Below are 17414 nucleotides of genomic sequence, written 5' to 3'. Positions count from 1 at the left end.
TAGGCTGGGTCCCAAAACATTTGCGCCGGCCCGAGGACGGGGCACGTCCTTGAGGCCGGCGACAAAGTTGGGCTTTCAGGCTTGGAGGTCCCTTGGCCCTGGACGTTTGGACAACTTAAAGACTTGGAGGTCTCCGGCCCGTGCGACTTACGTCGTTCGGGCCTTTCGATGGGGCAGGTCCCGACGACCGGGTTCGTTCCCACCGATGCCATCAGGATAGCGCGCAGGACTTAACGACTGGCCCACCTGATCGGGCCATCTCCCGGTGCGGTTACCCGCCGGTTACCGCCAAATCGGGCCGCATTGCCTTGATTCCGGGGGGCCGCGCCGATACGGTCCGCGCGCTTTGATCCGCCTTGATCCCCTTGGCGAATCCCCGGAAAAACGGCCCAGAACCACGATGGACTCCCTGCCTCCGCACATGCGCCCGGAACGTTCGTTCCAGGGCTTCATTCTCGCTCTGCAGCGGTTTTGGGCCGAGCAGGGCTGCGTGATCCTGCAGCCCTATGACATGGAAATGGGCGCCGGCACGTTCCATCCCGCGACGACCTTGCGCGCTCTGGGGCCGAAGCCCTGGAAGGCCGCCTATGTGCAGCCGTCGCGCCGGCCGAAGGACGGCCGCTATGGCGAGAACCCGAACCGGCTGCAGCATTATTACCAGTTCCAGGTGATCATGAAGCCGTCGCCGGCGAACCTGCAGGACCTCTATCTGCAGTCGCTGAAAGCCATCGGCATCGACACCGCGCTGCATGACGTGCGCTTTGTCGAGGACGACTGGGAAAGCCCGACACTGGGCGCCTGGGGTCTCGGCTGGGAATGCTGGTGCGACGGCATGGAAGTCAGCCAGTTCACCTATTTCCAGCAGGTCGCAGGTGTCGAATGCGCACCGGTGGCGGGCGAGCTGACCTACGGCCTCGAACGCCTCGCAATGTATGTGCAGGGCGTCGATCGCGTTTACGATCTCAACTTCAACGGCCGCGACGGCGCCGACAAGGTGACCTATGGCGATGTCTTCCTGCAGGCCGAGCAGGAATATTCGCGGCACAATTTCGAACATGCCGATACCGCGATGCTGTTCGAGCAGTTCAAGATGGCCGAGGGCGCCTGCAAGAAATATCTCGACGCAGGCTGGAAAGACGGCAAGCGCGAGGCGCACCTGATGGCGCTGCCGGCCTATGACCAGTGCATCAAGGCCAGCCACGTTTTCAATCTGCTCGATGCGCGCGGCGTGATCTCGGTCACCGAACGTCAGAGCTACATCATGCGCGTCCGCGATCTCGCCAAGGCCTGCGGCGAAGCATGGGTGCATACCGAAGCCGGTTCTTCTTTACCCTCCCCTTGAGGGGGAGGGTCGCCCGCACTGACGATGCTCTGCATCGTCACGGGCGGGCGGGGTGGGGTGACAGCGGTAGTGATATGGTCAAGCGGCCCATCAGCGACTTCAAACGCCAAAGCGCGAAACGGCTGCGCGAAAATACGACGGTCGCCGAGCAAATTCTCTGGCGACATTTGCGAAGATTCGATGTGAAGGGAAGCCATTTCAGACGGCAGGTTGTGATTGGACCCTATATCGCCGATTTCGCCTGCCTCGCGGCGCGGCTGATTATCGAGGTCGATGGTTCGCAACACGGCGACGACGAGGGGCTTGCCCGCGACGAAAGCCGCACGCAGTGGCTGCAGTCGGAAGGTTACCGAGTGATACGATTTTGGAACAATGACGTGATGAGCAGGACCGACGCTGTGCTGGAAGTTATCCATAACATGACCGCTGTCACCCCACCCCGCCCGCCCGTGACGATGCAGAGCATCGTCAGTGCGGGCGACCCTCCCCCTCCAGGGGAGGGTAAGTCTTCCCATGGGGAGAACCAGTAATGCCCGATCTTCTCCTCGAACTGTTCTCCGAAGAAATCCCCGCCCGCATGCAGGCCAAGGCGGCGGAAGATCTGCGCCGCATGGTCACCGATCGTCTGGTGGCCGAAGGCCTCGTCTATGAAGGCGCGAAAGCCTTTGCGACACCGCGGCGGCTGGCGCTGACAGTGCATGGCATTCCCGCGCGCCAGTCGGACTTGAAGCAGGAGCGCAAGGGACCGCGCGTCGGCGGCGCCGAAGCCGCGATCCAGGGTTTTCTGAAAGCCACCGGCCTCGCTTCGCTGGATGAAGCCAAGATCCAGCGCGACCCCAAGGGCGATTTCTACATCGCGCTGACGGAAAAGCCGGGCAAGCCGACGGTCGATGTGCTGGCCGAGATTCTCCCGATCATCATCCGCACCTTCCCGTGGCCGAAGCAGATGCGCTGGGGCGAACTTTCCGCCAAGTCCAGCGCGCTGACCTGGGTGCGCCCGCTGCATTCCATCGTCGCGACCTTCGGCATCGAGACCGAAGAGCCGGAAGTGGTGCAATTCGACCTCAGCGGCGTCAGCGTCGGCCAGACCACTTACGGCCATCGCTTCCTCGCGCCTGATGCGATCCAGGTGCGCCGTTTCGACGATTACGTGGCGAAGCTGCAGGCCGCGAAAGTCGTGCTCGATCCCGAGCGCCGCAAGGAGATCATTCTTGCCGACGCGCGACAGCTCACTTTCGCGCAAGGGTATGAACTGGTCGAAGACCCCGCGCTGCTCGACGAAGTGGCGGGGCTGGTCGAATGGCCGGTGGTGCTGATGGGGTCGTTTGACCAGGAGTTTCTGTCGATCCCGGATGAGGTGATCCGCGCCACCATCCGCGCCAACCAGAAATGCTTCGTGGTCCGGGATCCCAAGACGGGCAAGCTGACCAACAAGTTCATCATCACCGCCAATATCGAGGCAAGCGACGGCGGCGCCGCGATCATCGCCGGCAATGAGCGCGTCATCCGCGCGCGCCTGTCGGATGCGAAGTTTTTCTACGAGACGGATCTCAAGACGAAGCTCGAATCGCGACTGCCGAAGTTCGAGCAGATTGTGTTTCACGAGAAGCTCGGCACACAGGCGGAGCGTATCAAGCGCATCGAGCGTCTTGCCGGCGAGATCGCGCCGCAGGTTGGCGCCGATCCGGCGAAAACGAAGCGTGCCGCGCAGCTTGCAAAAGCGGATTTGCTGACAGAAGTCGTCGGCGAATTCCCCGAGCTGCAGGGCCTGATGGGCAAGTATTATGCGCTGGCGCAGGGCGAGGATGTTGCTGTTGCTGCAGCAAGCGAAGACCACTGGAAGCCGCAGGGGGCTGGTGACAGCGTTCCGACCGATCCGGTTAGTGTTGCGGTCGCTCTTGCCGACAAACTCGACACGCTAGTTGGTTTCTGGGCAATCGATGAAAAGCCTACGGGGTCCAAAGATCCGTTTGCGCTGCGTCGCGCTGCGTTAGGCGTTATACGAATCATACTTTCGAACGAAATCCACATTCCTTTGCGCGAGATTTTGGCTTTCACCTACGTGGGGTTCGGGCCTCATTTTGCTCGCCCGCATTTTCAATTTCTTACGCAAGATGTTCGCTCTGGAAAGGTAGACGTAAAAGTTTTCCAAACGGCAAACAGTTCGCCTGTTATTTCCTCGTTCGTCGGCGGAATAGTAGATCCCACGAAGTTTGGCGAAATTAGAGAAGAAGATGGCAGGCAGGTTCTGATCCTGAGCCAGCCTTCTCTCGGTAAATCGATTACCGTTGGAGATCTTCTACTAAGCGTAAGTTCGGAGTTGAATTCGACGGCTACGTCGGCGCCCTCATCGAGGGAATATCTCAAGACCTTAGTCGTCGATCTTGAAGCGTTTATCGTCTCGCAGTTGGACTTCAGCGCCGATCGCCTCAAAGTCCAGCTCCGCGAGCAGGGCGCGCGTCACGATCTCGTGGATGCGGTGTTCGCGCTCGGTGGTCAGGACGATCTCTTGATGGTCGTCCGCCGCGTCGAAGCACTCGGCAAATTTCTCGACAGCGACGATGGCAAGAACCTGCTGGCCGGCACCAAACGCGCCAACAACATTCTCGCCATCGAGGAGAAGAAAGACAAGCGCAAGTTCGACGGCGCGCCGGATGCTGCGCTATTCAAGCTCGATGAGGAAAAGGCGCTGGCCAAGGCGATTGCCGAAGTCGGTCCGGAAGCGAGCGCGGCTGTTGCCAAGGAAGACTTCGCCGGCGCGATGACTGCCATGGCCAAGCTGCGTCCGGCGGTGGATGCATTCTTCGACAAGGTGAAGGTCAATGACGACGACGCGGCGGTCCGCGAAAATCGTCTGAAGCTGTTGAACGAGATCCGCGCGGCGACGCGTGCGGTGGCGGATTTCTCGAAGATTCAGGATTAAGTTCGGAAGACGCCTAAATCGACCGCACGCACAGTCCCTCATCCTGAGGAGCGGTCGTCTTCGACCGCGTCTCCAGCGAATGGAATTCCATTCGCCGGGGATGGCCGCGGGCGCTGGTGCTTGCCCAACTCATGGTTCGAGACGGCGCCGAAGTGGCGCCTCCTCACCATGAGGACGGAGGATGGCCAAGCTTTCTGAGCTCGTCAGAAATATCATGACATCTCCGGAAACATTTACCTTCCATTAACCACAACTTGAAATGGTCCCGTCCTGTAACGGTTTCTTAACCGTCGCATTCCAAGCGCGGACAGGACTGATCATGACCTCGGTCAATAACGGCCTCAATCCCTATGCCAATTACGGCTCTGCCTATGCGCGCGCCGCCGCCACCGCGCCGCCGTCGCTGGCCAATGCGCTGAATGCCAATGAGAGCGCATCGTCGTCGTCGGACGCGGCGACCAATCTGACGCTGTCGGATGCGGCCCGGGCGAAGCTTGCGAGCTCAGGCCCGGACAAGGATATCGTGACTGTTGTCACCGATCTCAGGGCAAAGCTGGCGGGTCTCTATCTTGCTGCGAAAGCAACCGGGCCGCTGGATGCCAGTGGCAAGCTGACCATCGATCTCTCGACGCTGGATCGCCGCTCGCTCTATGCCATGGCCACCAACAATGGCGGCACCTTCACCGCCGACGAACAGAGCGTCGCCAAGACCGAACTGGGCAATCGCTTCAATGCGGCGCTGGCGCCGGCGACCGGCACGGCCAAGCTCACCGGCGATTTCAGCGGCATCTACAAGGCCGCGCTGGACTATCTCGATGCCGCGGGCAGCGAAGAGAAAGCCTCGGCCACCTGGTCGGCGCAGCGCGACGCGGTCGTGAAGGGCATTCAGGCGACGCAGCAGAACCCGACCAAGATGCCGTCCGGCATCGCCAATGATCCCGTCGCCGCCTATCTCGCGCAGCCCGATACGACCGTGCCCGTCAAGGATATCGCTGCCGTGGCGAAGAGCGTGCGTGCGCTGCTGGATGCGCAGGCCAAGGCGGCGCAGGAGGCCGGCAAGGGCGAGCTCGTTTATGACAGTCGCCGCAAGACCGGCCAGCTCGCGGATTTCTCCGCCATCGACAACCGTTCGCTCTCGGCGATCTCGCTCAACCAGAATGGATTGTTCTCGAAGGAGGAGAGCTTCGCCGCCAAGCAGGTGCTCGATTCACGTAATCGCACCAGCATTCTCGAAGCGTTGCAGGCCAGCCAGAAGAGCGGCGATCCCAGCCAGTTCAGCCTCGGCATTCTCAACAGCTATTCGGCGATGAGCGACGAGGAACGCACTGCGTCAAACTGGACGCCAAGCTTCCGCGATAATGCGGTGGCCAGCTACAAATCGACCAACCACATCCTGTCACTGCTGAAGAGCGGATAAGCGTCTATACAGGAAGGTGCTGCAATCCTCCGTCCTCATCCTGAGGAGCGGCATCTTCGCCGCGTCTCGAAGGATGGCTGCAAACGCCGGGGCTCACCCATTCATGGTTCGAGACGCGCGAAGTCGCGCTCCTCACCATGAGGCGGAGCTTGTGGCGTCATGCGCAAACAAAAAAAAGCCCCGCCCGGTGGGGGGATGAACCGGGTCGGGGCTTCTTCACCCAGTCGCCATTCACGGCGCCCGAGCGAATCTTTCAGTCGTGACGTGCTAGTCGATGACCTGCACGATGCGACGCGAGCGCGGCTCGACCAGCACCGTTTGACCATTCACGACCGTGTAGCGATAGGGCGTCGTTGCGACCGTCTGCGGCACGTCGTAATAGGTCACGCCGGCCTCAGGCAGTATGGTGCCGACAACGATGCGATCTGGCACGGTGAAGGTCGGCACGCGTTCGCGCACCACATATTCACGAAATGCCGGACGTTGCAGCACGGTGATGCCATCGGGATCGTTGTTGTCGACGATCACACGATCGCCGCCTGATACGCCCACGGTGACGCCTTGAGCCTGCACGGTCAGCGGAGCACCGAGCGTGCCGACAAGGGCCGCAGCCACAATAAGTCTGTTTCGCATGATCGTCTCCTTCGTGAACGGTGACCGGCGCATGCCGGGATGCCCCATCCAGCCCCCGGTCTGATTTATTCACCGTCCGCCAATGCATGCCGCCAGCGATCGTTCCGGAATTTTCCACGCGCAGTTGCCGGTTTTTGGTGCAAAGCCCGCAAGTATGCGGGAACCCATTGATGTGCAGGGGGTCTTTATGCTGCTAAATCGCCGCGGCGCATCGCGCCGAATCGATTCCTTCACGGAGATAGTCCATGGTCATCACGGCAGCCCACATCCAGCCGATCGTCGCGCTTATCGCAGGCGTTCTGATTTTGATCATGCCGCGGTTTCTGAATCTGGTGGTGGCGATTTATCTGATCTTCATCGGACTGGCTGGGCTTGGCGTCTTCAAGCTGCTCAAAATCGGCTAAATTCTGACACGGCTATTACCTACACAGGTACCTCCGGGCTGCTTGCGCCACGTCCCTGAAACGTGGTGTAACGCGGCACATTTCCCTGTCGTTTCCTCTCGCGGATTGATTGAGAACCATGGCCAAAACCGCCTCGAAGTCCAAGAAAGCCCCTGCGAAGTCAAAGGTCTCCAAGGCTGCGCCCAAAGTAGCTTCGGCGGCCCGCAAGGCGCTCAAGAAGCCAGCTGCGAAGACTGCAGCGAAATCCGCGGCGAAGGCCAAGACGGCTGTGAAAGCAAAGCTTGCTCCGAAGCCGGTTGCGAAGGCTCCCGCATCCAAGAAAGCGGTTGTAGCCAAATCTTCCACAGCCAAGACTACAGCGACAAAGGCCGTCAAGAAGGCCACTGGCAAGCCGATGACCGATGTCATCAAGGCCGGCAAGTGGGTCTATTCGTTCGGCGGCGGCAAGGCTGAGGGCAAGGCCGGTCTGCGCGACCTGCTCGGCGGCAAGGGTGCGAACCTCGCCGAAATGGCCAATCTGGGTCTGCCGGTGCCTCCGGGCTTCACGATTCCAACCTCGGTCTGCACCTACTTCTACGCCCACGGCAAATCCTATCCGAAGGAATTGCAGGCGCAGGTGGAAAAGGCGCTCGAGGCCGTCGGCAAGATCACCGGCAAGCGCTTTGGCGACGAGAAAAATCCGCTGCTGGTCTCGGTGCGCTCCGGCGCCCGCGCCTCGATGCCGGGCATGATGGACACGGTCCTCAACCTGGGCCTCAACGACACCACGGTGGAAGCGCTGGCCGAACTCTCCGGCGACAAGCGTTTCGCCTATGACAGCTATCGCCGCTTCATCACGATGTATTCCGACGTGGTGCTCGGCTTCGAACATCATCACTTCGAAGACATTCTCGACACCTACAAGGACAACAAGGGCTACACGCTCGACACCGATCTCGATGGTGACGACTGGGTGAAGCTCGTGGGCCAGTACAAGGAAGCCGTCGCGCGCGAGACCGGGAAGGATTTCCCGCAGGATCCGCACGAGCAGCTGTGGGGCGCGGTCGGCGCCGTGTTCTCGTCCTGGATGAACGCCCGCGCGGTGACCTATCGCCGCCTGCATGACATTCCGGAGTCATGGGGCACTGCCGTCAGCGTTCAGGCCATGGTGTTCGGCAACATGGGCGAGACCTCGGCCACCGGCGTCGCATTCACGCGCAACCCGTCCACCGGCGAGAGCAAGCTGTATGGCGAATTCCTGATCAACGCGCAGGGCGAGGACGTGGTGGCGGGTATCCGCACGCCGCAGGACATCACCGAGGAAGCGCGCATCGAGTCCGGCTCGGACAAGGCCTCGATGGAAGCTGCCATGCCGGAAGCCTTTGCCGAGCTGACCCGCATCTACAAGCAGCTCGAGAAGCACTATCGCGACATGCAGGACATGGAGTTCACGGTCGAGCAGGGCCGGCTCTGGATGCTGCAGACCCGCAACGGCAAGCGCACCGCCAAGGCGTCGATCCGCATCGCGGTCGAACTCGCCAATGAAGGCGTGATCTCGCAGAAGGACGCGGTGTCGCGTATCGATCCGGCTTCGCTGGATCAGCTCCTGCATCCGACCATCGATCCATCAGCCAATCGCGACGTCATCGCCACCGGTCTTCCGGCCTCGCCGGGCGCCGCCTCGGGCGAGATCGTGTTCTCGTCGGATGAAGCCGCCAAGCTGCAGGCCGACGGCAAGAAGGTCATTCTCGTTCGCGTCGAAACCTCGCCGGAAGACATTCACGGCATGCACGCCGCCGAAGGCATCCTCACCACCCGCGGCGGCATGACCTCGCATGCTGCGGTGGTCGCGCGTGGCATGGGCAAACCCTGCGTCTCCGGCTGCGGCACCGTCCGCGTCGATTACGGTCGCGGCACCATGTCGATCGGTGGCCGCGTGTTCAAGGCAGGTGATGTCATCACCATCGACGGTTCGGTTGGCCATGTGCTGGCCGGCCGCATGCCGATGATCGAGCCGGAACTGTCGGGCGAATTCGCAACGCTGATGGGCTGGGCCGACAAGGTCCGCAAGCTCAAGGTCCGCGTCAACGGCGACACGCCGGAAGATGCGCGCACCGCCATCAAGTACGGCGCCGAAGGCATCGGCCTGTGCCGCACCGAGCACATGTTCTTCGAAGAGACCCGCATCCGCACCGTGCGCGAGATGATTCTCGCCGAAGACGAGCAGGCCCGCCGTGCCGCGCTCGCCAAGCTGCTGCCGATGCAGCGTGCCGACTTCGTCGAACTGTTCGAGATCATGAAGGGCCTGCCCGTCACGATCCGCCTGCTCGATCCGCCGTTGCACGAATTCCTGCCGCACACCCAGGGCGAAGTCGAGGAAGTGGCGCGTGTCATGAACACCGACCCGCGCAAGCTGGCGGATCGTGCGCGCGATCTCGCCGAATTCAACCCGATGCTGGGCTTCCGCGGCGTGCGTATTGCGATCGCCTATCCGGAAATCGCCGAGATGCAGGCGCGCGCGCTGTTCGAAGCCGCGATCGAAGCGGGCAAGCGCACAGGCGAACAGGTCGGCCTCGAAGTCATGGTGCCGCTGATCGTCACCAAGATGGAGTTCGACCTCATCAAGGCGCGCATCGATGCCACTGCGGCGGCGGTGATGAAGGAGACCGGCGGCAAGCTGAACTATTCGGTCGGTACCATGATCGAACTGCCGCGCGCCTGTCTGCTGGCCGGTGAGATCGCCGAGACCGCCGAGTTCTTCTCGTTCGGTACCAACGATCTGACGCAGACCACCTTCGGCATCAGCCGTGACGACGCAGCAAGCTTCCTCGGTACCTATATCGCCAAGGGCATTCTGCCGGTCGATCCGTTTATCTCGGTCGATCGCGATGGCGTCGGCGAACTCGTGAAGATCGGTGTCGCACGCGGCCGCAAGACACGCCCGGATATCAAGGTCGGCATCTGCGGTGAGCACGGTGGCGATCCGGCATCGGTCGCGTTCTGCCATCAGATCGGTCTCGACTACGTGTCTTGCTCGCCCTATCGCGTGCCGATCGCGCGTCTCGCAGCAGCGCAGGCTGCGCTCGGCAAGGAAATCTCCAGCCAGGCGTAAGAGTTTCGCTGATTTCATGATCTGAAAAATGGCCGGGAGTTTCCCCGGCCATTTTTTGTTCGAACTACACTGTCATTCCCCGGCAAACCAATTGGTTTGCCTGAGGGCGCGGTCGGCCCTTGCCGAACGCGAACACGGAGTCTCGATATGCTTTGCGCTGTCGAAGACTCTCATGTCGGGATTCCGGGTCCGGTCTTCGCCTACGGCTTCGGTTCCGCCCTCAGGCACACCAATTGGTGTGTCGGGGAATGACGAGCGTGCGTCGGAAGGGAACCCGCGAATATTTTTACGCGCGTGCAGATTTCTCTTCATCATCTTCGTCAACGCGATGTTTACTACTTTTGTGGAGCCCCGGTTTACCAAGCTTTTCGAATGATTTTGCACTGCGCGCGTACATCTTGCGTGTGACGTTTACGCATCGCCGATTAACTCCGCGGCAACTTTGATTTCGTACTAACGAAACAGATCGAAATGTACGGATGTGCTGATTAGTGCCGTGCGGGACGATGCTGGTGTAAGCGTTGCGTGAGCGTATCGATGTTAGTACTGCGTAACCGGCCGAAGGGCGCGCGTGGCGCGTTCTTCGGCTTCGGTCTCTGCGTTTTCGCGTTGACCCCGACAGAATCTGGCTATCAGGACATCGCCTCGCTGCTGGCTCGCCAGCCGGGCGTGACCGAACGCTGGCAGAAGCGCGTCTTCGCGCCCGCCGTCTCCTCCATCCAGGTTGCGACGTTCTCGTTCGGCCGCCCGATCGGCACGGCCTCGCGCAATCCGACCTTGCAACTCGCGAGCCTCGACAATTCCGGTATCGACTTTGCCGGTGCACTCACGCGCAATCCGCTGGCGCAACCGCCACGTCGTTATGAGGCCGCCGATTTCCCCAAAGTGGATCGCTCGCTGAAGGGTGATCGCCTTGCCATTCGTGCGCCCGAGACCATGGTGCCCGACGAGCCCGGCAGGCAGGATTCATTCGACGACAATAGATCGGTGATGGGCGCAAAGACCGTCGATGCGCTGCCATCCGCGCGGCACGCCCCTCTCGATCCCGAGCTCGATGAAGCGCTGCGTGCGCCGCCGCTCGCGCAATATGATGCGTCGCAACCGGTGCAACCCACCGAAGATGCCAAGACCGATGCGGCGGTGATCCCCGTCGAGCCGGCGCCGGCCAAGGACGGCTTCTCGGTGAAGACCGCAAGCCTGTTTTTCGGTAGCTCGTCGCTCGGCGCGTCCGTCGAGACCATGGAACGCTGGCAGCCCGGCGAGGAGCCGACCATCGTGATGCCCGGCATACCCATGCCCGGCATCGCCGTGCCGGGCTCGAGCCTTGACCCGGACATGAAGGCCACGGCGGCCTTGCCGAAGGCGACGATCAGCCCAAGTGATAGCGGCGAAAGCGTTGCCGGCAAGGGCGAGGTCAACAGTGCCAATCAGCGCGTGAAGACGCCGGCCGAACGGATGGGCCTCACCGAGCAGACCCGGGGCAAGCAGGAGAAGTGCCTGGCGGAAGCCGTTTACTTCGAGGCCCGCGGTGAAGCGGTGCGCGGCCAGATGGCGGTGGCGCAGGTGGTGATGAACCGCGTGTTCTCAGGCTTCTATCCCACCACCGTTTGCGGTGTGGTCTATCAGAACAAGCATCGCCGCCTGGCCTGCCAGTTCACCTTCGCCTGCGACGGCATTCCGGATGTCGTGAAAGAGCCGGACATGTGGGAGCGTGCCCGCAAGATCGCGAAGGCGACGCTTGACGGCCGGATCTGGCTGCCGGAAGTCGCAAAGTCCACGCACTACCATGCCTATTGGGTGCACCCGTCATGGGTTCGCGAGATGAAGAAGATGTACAAGACCGGCGTGCACTCCTTCTACCGTCCGCGCGCCTGGGGTGATGGCAGCGAGGCGCCGACCTGGGGCACGGCGGCTCAGACGGCGGAAATCTCCGCCAAACTCTCACAAATCAAGCCGTAGCAGTCGCGACTTTACCTCCGAGTCTGCCAGGAGCGATGCCATGCCCGGCATCGCTCCTTCCATTCCGGCTTCCGAAAAATGTCGTCCCGGCGCTGGGCGGTGATGACGCCTCCCGGACCCTGCATCCCTGCAATGCATTCTCCCAAATCCCGATCATCCCCATTGGGATTTCCATGCGAATGCATTAATCTTCGCGTGATCCAGCCCGGGCCTGCGCTCTTGGGCCGGCTGAATTTTCAATCCGAATCTGATCCGGGGAAACGACATGGCGGCAATCGAGGGCGCGACGCGTCCGGCATCTGGTTTTGGCTGGCGTACGCCGCTGGTGATCATCATCTGCGGATCGCTGATCGGCATGCTGACCTTCGGCCCGCGTTCCAGCGTCGGCTTCTTCATGCAGCCCTTCAGCCAGGAGTTCGGCTGGGGTCGTGACGTCTTTGCGCTGGCTTTTGCCGTGCAAAACCTCCTCTGGGGCATCGGCCAGCCTTTCGCCGGCGCCGTCGCCGACAAGTTCGGCAGCGTACGCGTGATCTGCATCGGCGCCTTCCTCTATGCGGCCGGTTTGCTGATGATGCGCTATTCCTCGACGCCGCTCGAACTCAATATCGGCGCCGGCCTGCTGATCGGTTTCGGCCTGTCGGGCTGTTCATTCAATCTCGTTCTCTCTGCCTTCGGCAAGCTGCTGCCGCCGGAATGGCGCGGCGTTGCGCTGGGCGCGGGCACGGCGGCGGGCTCGTTCGGCCAGTTCATTTTCGCGCCGTTCACGGTGGCGATGATCGACAACACCGGCTGGCAGGCGACGCTCACCGTGTTCGCGGTACTGATGTTGCTGGTGATCCCGTTGTCGCTTGCGTTGGCGACCCCGACCGCTGGTGCCGCACCCGACGCGCCGGCGGCGCAGAAGCAGTCGTTCAAGAGCGCACTCACGGAAGCCTTCGGCCACCGTTCTTATGTGCTGCTGGTGCTCGGCTTCTTCACCTGCGGCTTCCAGCTCGCTTTCATCACCATGCATCTGCCGGCCTATCTGGTGGATCGCGGCTTGCCGGCGGCTGTAGGCGGCTGGGTGATTGCCATTATCGGCCTGTTCAATATCATCGGCTCGCTGACGGTCGGCTATGTGCAGGGCAAGCTGCCGAAGCGCTACATTCTCTCTTTCATCTATTTCACCCGCGCGCTGGCCACGGTGGCCTTCATCATGCTGCCGCTGACCACCACCTCGGCGCTCGTGTTCGGCGCCATCAGCGGGCTTGCCTGGCTCTCCACCGTGCCGCCGACATCAAGCCTCGTGTCGCTGATGTTCGGCACGCGCTGGCTGGCAACGCTGTATGGCTTTGCCTTCTTCAGCCATCAGGTCGGCGGCTTCCTCGGCGCCTGGCTCGGTGGCATCGTGTTCGACAAGTTCGGCTCCTACACGCCGGTATGGTGGCTGTCGGTGCTGTTCGGCGTGCTGTCGGCGCTGATCAACCTGCCGATCGTGGAAGAGCCTGTCGCGCGTCCGGTTGCGCAGCCGGCATGAGCCGGTTGTTGACTCGCTGATCTCCAGCGATAAAAATTGATCCCGGTCGCTCCAGTCGGGGCGGCCTTCGTTCTCAGGGCGGGGTGAAGATCCCCACCGGCGGTAACTGAGCGTCAGCTCAGAAGCCCGCGAGCGCCTGCTGGATTGCTCCAGCAGGGTCAGCAGATCCGGTGCGATGCCGGAGCCGACGGTCATAGTCCGGATGAAAGAGAACGGGTATGCGCAGGGTCACCGCCTCGGCGGATGCTCGGCGTGTGACCGTACGTCCTGATTCTGGTCTCAAACCGCGAGAGCATCCATGAATCAGCCTGTGATGAACTTCAAAGCTTCCCCTTCCTTCAATTCTGCACCAGCGACCGGGCGCATCGCCTTTATCCAGTCGTGCTGGCACAAGGACATCGTCGATCAATGCCGTTTCGGTTTCACAGCCGAACTCGCGCGGCGCGGCGTGCCCGACAGTCAGATCGATTTCTTTGAAGTGCCCGGTGCCTTCGAAATTCCGCTGCAGGCAAAATTGCTGGCACGCACCGGACGCTATGTCGCGATCGTTGCCGCGGGTCTCGTTGTCGATGGCGGCATCTATCGCCATGAATTCGTCTGCGAGGCCGTGATCAACGGTCTGATGCGGGTGCAACTCGACAGCGATGTGCCGGTGATTTCGGCGGTGCTGACGCCACAGCATTTCCACGAACATGCCGAGCATGTCAGATTCTTCCGCGAGCATTTCGTCGTGAAGGGCACCGAGGCAGCGACGGCCTGTGCGACCACCATCGCCAATATTGCGGCGACCCGGAAACTCGCCGCCTGATCGCCACCAACGCCGCGTTATGCCGCTACGGCCGGGCAGGGCTGCAAGGCTCCTGACCGGCTGGTGCGGGTGGCGTTTCTCGCCACGCTACGGCATAACTCGGCCGCAGAAACCACAAGCAAAAACTCAGGAGACGTGTGTTGGGAACGTTCAAGGCTGTCCGTATCGACAAGGCTGACAAGGGCACCACGGTTGCGCTGACGCAATTCGACGAAGCCGAACTGATGGACGGCGATGTCACCGTGCGGGTCGAATGGTCCACGGTGAATTACAAGGACGGCCTGGCCGTCACCGGCAAGGCGCCGGTGGTGCGCAGGTTCCCGATGATCGCCGGCATCGACTTTGCCGGCACGGTGGAAGCGTCATCCAATCCGAACTGGAAGCCCGGCGACAAGGTCATCGGCAATGGCTGGGGCATGGGCGAAACCCATCTTGGCGCCTATGCCGAAAAAACCCGCGTGAAGGGCGACTGGCTGGTTCGGCTCCCTGAGGGCATGACCACCCGCGACGCCATGGCGGTCGGTACTGCCGGCTACACGGCAATGCTCAGCGTGCTGGCGCTGGAGAAGCACGGGCTGAAACCGGCCGATGGCCCGATCGTTGTGACCGGCGCGGCCGGCGGCGTCGGCTCGGTGGCGATCGCGGTGCTGTCGAAGCTCGGCTACCAGGTCATCGCCTCGACGGGGCGCACGTCCGAGGAGGGCTATCTCAAGGGCCTCGGCGCCAGCGAGATCATCGATCGCAACGAGCTCTCGGGACCTGCCAAGCCGCTGGCGAAAGAACGCTGGGCGGGCGGCATCGACAGCGTCGGTTCGACCACCCTGGCGAATCTCCTGTCCATGACGAAGTACCGCGGCGCCATCGCCGCCTGCGGCCTCGCGGCCGGCATGGACCTGCCATCGTCGGTTGCACCGTTCATTTTACGCGGCGTGTGTCTTCTCGGTATCGATTCTGTCATGTGCCCGATCGAGCTGCGCAAGCAGGCCTGGGCGCGGTTGGCGACTGACCTTGATCATACAAAACTCGCTGAAATCACTCAGGAAATTCCACTGGACCAGGTGATCGACGCCGGCGCCAAGGTTCTGGCCGGGCAGGTCCGCGGGCGAATCGTGGTAAAGATCGGCTAACGACGTTCAGACTTTACCAACCAACCTGCTCCATTGTTGCCACGGTTGGTATGGTAAGCAGCGGGTAAAGACATCTGGCGGTCATCCGCGCTCAGTTGTTCGGAGTATCCTATGGTTGCGCGTTATGTGTTGGGAGCGGTGATCGCCGCCACGGTGGCGACCCCCGCGCTGGCCGGGTCGATGACGGCCGAAGAGGCCCGCAAGTTCGTTGCCGGCAAGGTCTTTGCCTTTACCTGTTTCGACGGCACGCGCGGCGCAGGCCGCGTGTTCGATGATGGCGGTGCGGCGGGTGCGGTGCAGTTCTCGGGCTCCGGCCCTGCGCGCAACATGCGCCTGCCAGGCAATACGCTTCAGGTCCGCGGCGATGCCATTTGCGCCTCGATCAAGGGCATCCCGTTCGAGCCCTGTTTCAATCTCAACAAGAATGACGAGCGCAGCTTCCGCGGTTCGGTCTCGGGCATGGGCTTCGCTTATTGCGATTTCCGCCACCAGGGCGGCCGCGGCCAGATGCTGATGGCCCGTTCGCTGTCGGCGCCGCGCTCGCTGCGTGCGCCCTCCACCACCCGTTCGGCCGACGCCTCCGCTGGCGCCGACAACACGGTGACCCGCGTCTCGACCCCGCGCGTCGAGAGCAGCAAGATCGACGCCGTCGGATCGATCAAGTCCGAGCCGGCGAAGGAAATTGCAAAGACGCCGGAGCCGGAAAAGACCGAAGCGCTCGAACTGCGCAAATCCACCAACTGAGACACGTCTTAGGCGTGACGGCCCCAGGGGCCTTTGAGCGGACCGCGTAACGGGTCCGGTGCGCCGCCTGCAGGCGGGGTGTCGCTGCTCCATGGTCCGGACTGCGGTGGCAGTGTGTCATTGGCCTCTCCGGGCGCGTCCGTATCGGACGGCAGCGCCATCCGGCCGGGATCGTGCCCGCCGGCGAATTTCACCAGAGCCGCGATACGCGAATCCACCGACGGATGCGTCGCGAACAGGTCGGCAAATCCCTCGCGGGGATTGTCGATACACATCTCCATCACAGCCGATGTTGCGCCGGGCAGTTCGCCGTGATTCTCGATCTTGCGTAGCGCCGAGATCATCGCGTCGGGATTCTTTGTCAGTTCGACGGATCCTGCATCGGCCAGCAGTTCGCGGGAGCGCGACAGCGCGAAGCGCACCACCAGCGACAGGCCCCAGGCCAGCGCGATCAGTGCCACGGCGATGATGATGACGAATATCGCACCGCCACCGGAATTCTTGTTGTCACTGGATGAGGATGACGATCGCGACGAACGGCTGCTGCGGAAGTCGAAGCCGGAATTGATGAATATCCGGAAGAACAGTTCGGCTGCAAAGCCGACCACGCCGGCGATGATGACGGCCACCACCATCAACTGCACGTCGCCGTTGCGGATATGCGTCAGCTCATGGCCGAGCACCGCTTCCATCTCGTCATCGTTGAGTGCGCGCATCAGGCCGGTGGTGACGGTGATTGCATATTGCCTGGGGTTCAGGCCGGTGGCGAAAGCGTTCAGTGCGTCGCTGTTCATCACCTTCAGCTTCGGCATCGGGATGCCGCGCGAGATGCAGAGATTTTCAAGCAGGTTATAGAGCCGCGGCTGCTGCTGCCGCGTCACGCTTTCGCTGCCGGTGATGGCGTCGATCATCTTCTGGTGGAAGAAATAGGCAATGATGATCCACAGCACCGCGCCGATGGTGGCGATCGGCAAGGCCTTGATCAGGTCGCGCGTTGCCGCGTTGATGTAATACGCAACCGTGCCGTTGCTGTTGACCACCACCTCGCCGATCAGCGCGCCGGCGAATACCATCACATAGATCAGCAGGAACAGCCCTGCGAGCAGCAGCATCGAACGCGTCTTGTTCGAGGCAATATGCGTATAGAGACCATAGGCGGCCATGATGCGCTGCTCGGTTCAGGCCGCGATCAGAACTTGACCTGCGGCACGGCTTCGACCTCCTTGCGGGTCTCGCCGAGATCGAAGAACTCCTTCGGGTGGAAGCCGAAGGTGCCGGCAAACAAAGCTGCGGGCATCTGCTGGATGCCGGTGTTGTATTCGGACACGGCATTGTTGAAGAACCTGCGCGACGCCGCGATCTTGTTCTCGATGTCCGAGAGTTCGCTCTGCAGCCGCTGGAAGTTCGCATTGGCCTTGAGGTCCGGATAGGCCTCGCTGAGCGCGATCAG

14 protein-coding genes and 1 riboswitch are annotated in these 17414 nt (G+C 61.9%); of the genes, 11 read left to right on the top strand and 3 right to left on the bottom strand.

Going from position 1 to position 17414, the window contains the following annotated elements; translation table 11 throughout:
- Positions 1–400 precede the first annotated feature (400 nt).
- The 4 genes from ACEK02_RS10905 to ACEK02_RS10890 all read left to right on the top strand — a co-directional run bounded on the left by ACEK02_RS10905 (position 401) and on the right by ACEK02_RS10890 (position 5682).
- A complete protein-coding gene (locus ACEK02_RS10905) occupies positions 401–1342 on the top strand; it encodes a glycine--tRNA ligase subunit alpha (RefSeq protein WP_371421726.1) in 942 nt (313 codons plus the stop codon).
- 74 nt (positions 1343–1416) lie between these two features.
- On the top strand, positions 1417–1872 hold the full coding sequence (locus tag ACEK02_RS10900; protein ID WP_371421725.1) for an endonuclease domain-containing protein: 456 nt from the start codon (positions 1417–1419) through the stop codon (positions 1870–1872).
- Entirely contained in the window at positions 1872–4265 is a 2394-nt protein-coding gene (glyS, locus tag ACEK02_RS10895; RefSeq protein WP_371421724.1) for a glycine--tRNA ligase subunit beta, read from the top strand. Before ACEK02_RS10900 ends, glyS begins: the two co-directional genes overlap by 1 nt.
- Before the next feature lie 319 nt (positions 4266–4584).
- Positions 4585–5682, top strand: a complete 1098-nt coding sequence (locus tag ACEK02_RS10890; protein WP_371421723.1) for a hypothetical protein — start codon at positions 4585–4587, stop codon at positions 5680–5682.
- Between the two features lie 267 nt (positions 5683–5949).
- Here the strand turns inward: ACEK02_RS10890 and ACEK02_RS10885 are convergent, their stop codons facing one another.
- Complete coding sequence (locus ACEK02_RS10885) at positions 5950–6315, bottom strand: DUF1236 domain-containing protein (RefSeq protein ID WP_371421722.1); 366 nt, start codon at positions 6313–6315, stop codon at positions 5950–5952.
- A 245-nt stretch (positions 6316–6560) separates the two neighbouring features.
- Between ACEK02_RS10885 and ACEK02_RS10880 the strand changes: the two genes are divergently transcribed.
- From ACEK02_RS10880 to ACEK02_RS10850, 7 genes are all read left to right on the top strand, one after another.
- Entirely contained in the window at positions 6561–6719 is a 159-nt protein-coding gene (locus ACEK02_RS10880) for a DUF3096 domain-containing protein (protein WP_081421867.1), read from the top strand.
- 118 nt (positions 6720–6837) lie between these two features.
- The gene (gene ppdK / locus ACEK02_RS10875) at positions 6838–9810 is read left to right on the top strand and encodes a pyruvate, phosphate dikinase (RefSeq protein ID WP_371421721.1); all 2973 of its coding nucleotides are present in this window, start codon (positions 6838–6840) and stop codon (positions 9808–9810) included.
- A gap of 537 nt (positions 9811–10347) precedes the next feature.
- Positions 10348–11769, top strand: a complete 1422-nt coding sequence (locus ACEK02_RS10870) for a cell wall hydrolase (protein ID WP_371421720.1) — start codon at positions 10348–10350, stop codon at positions 11767–11769.
- A gap of 265 nt (positions 11770–12034) precedes the next feature.
- Entirely contained in the window at positions 12035–13285 is a 1251-nt protein-coding gene (locus ACEK02_RS10865) for an MFS transporter (protein WP_371421719.1), read from the top strand.
- 65 nt (positions 13286–13350) lie between these two features.
- Positions 13351–13503, top strand: a riboswitch (FMN riboswitch).
- Positions 13504–13598: 95 nt separating this feature from the next.
- The gene (locus tag ACEK02_RS10860) at positions 13599–14093 is read left to right on the top strand and encodes a 6,7-dimethyl-8-ribityllumazine synthase (RefSeq protein ID WP_371421797.1); all 495 of its coding nucleotides are present in this window, start codon (positions 13599–13601) and stop codon (positions 14091–14093) included.
- 140 nt (positions 14094–14233) lie between these two features.
- On the top strand, positions 14234–15220 hold the full coding sequence (locus tag ACEK02_RS10855) for an MDR family oxidoreductase (RefSeq protein WP_371421718.1): 987 nt from the start codon (positions 14234–14236) through the stop codon (positions 15218–15220).
- A gap of 111 nt (positions 15221–15331) precedes the next feature.
- A complete protein-coding gene (locus ACEK02_RS10850; RefSeq protein ID WP_371421717.1) occupies positions 15332–15964 on the top strand; it encodes a hypothetical protein in 633 nt (210 codons plus the stop codon).
- 8 nt (positions 15965–15972) lie between these two features.
- Here ACEK02_RS10850 and ACEK02_RS10845 read toward each other — a convergent pair whose 3' ends face one another.
- On the bottom strand, positions 15973–17127 hold the full coding sequence (locus ACEK02_RS10845) for a M48 family metallopeptidase (RefSeq protein WP_371421716.1): 1155 nt from the start codon (positions 17125–17127) through the stop codon (positions 15973–15975).
- Positions 17128–17153: 26 nt separating this feature from the next.
- Positions 17154–17414, bottom strand: a 261-nt coding sequence (locus ACEK02_RS10840; protein ID WP_371421715.1) for a LemA family protein, incomplete at its 5' end; no start/stop codon positions are given.

The organism is Tardiphaga sp., assembly GCF_041424195.1.
Classification (GTDB): Bacteria; Pseudomonadota; Alphaproteobacteria; order Rhizobiales; family Xanthobacteraceae; genus Tardiphaga.
The sequence above is the reverse complement of the archived record's forward strand: the minus strand, read 5'-3'. Positions and strand labels throughout refer to the sequence as shown.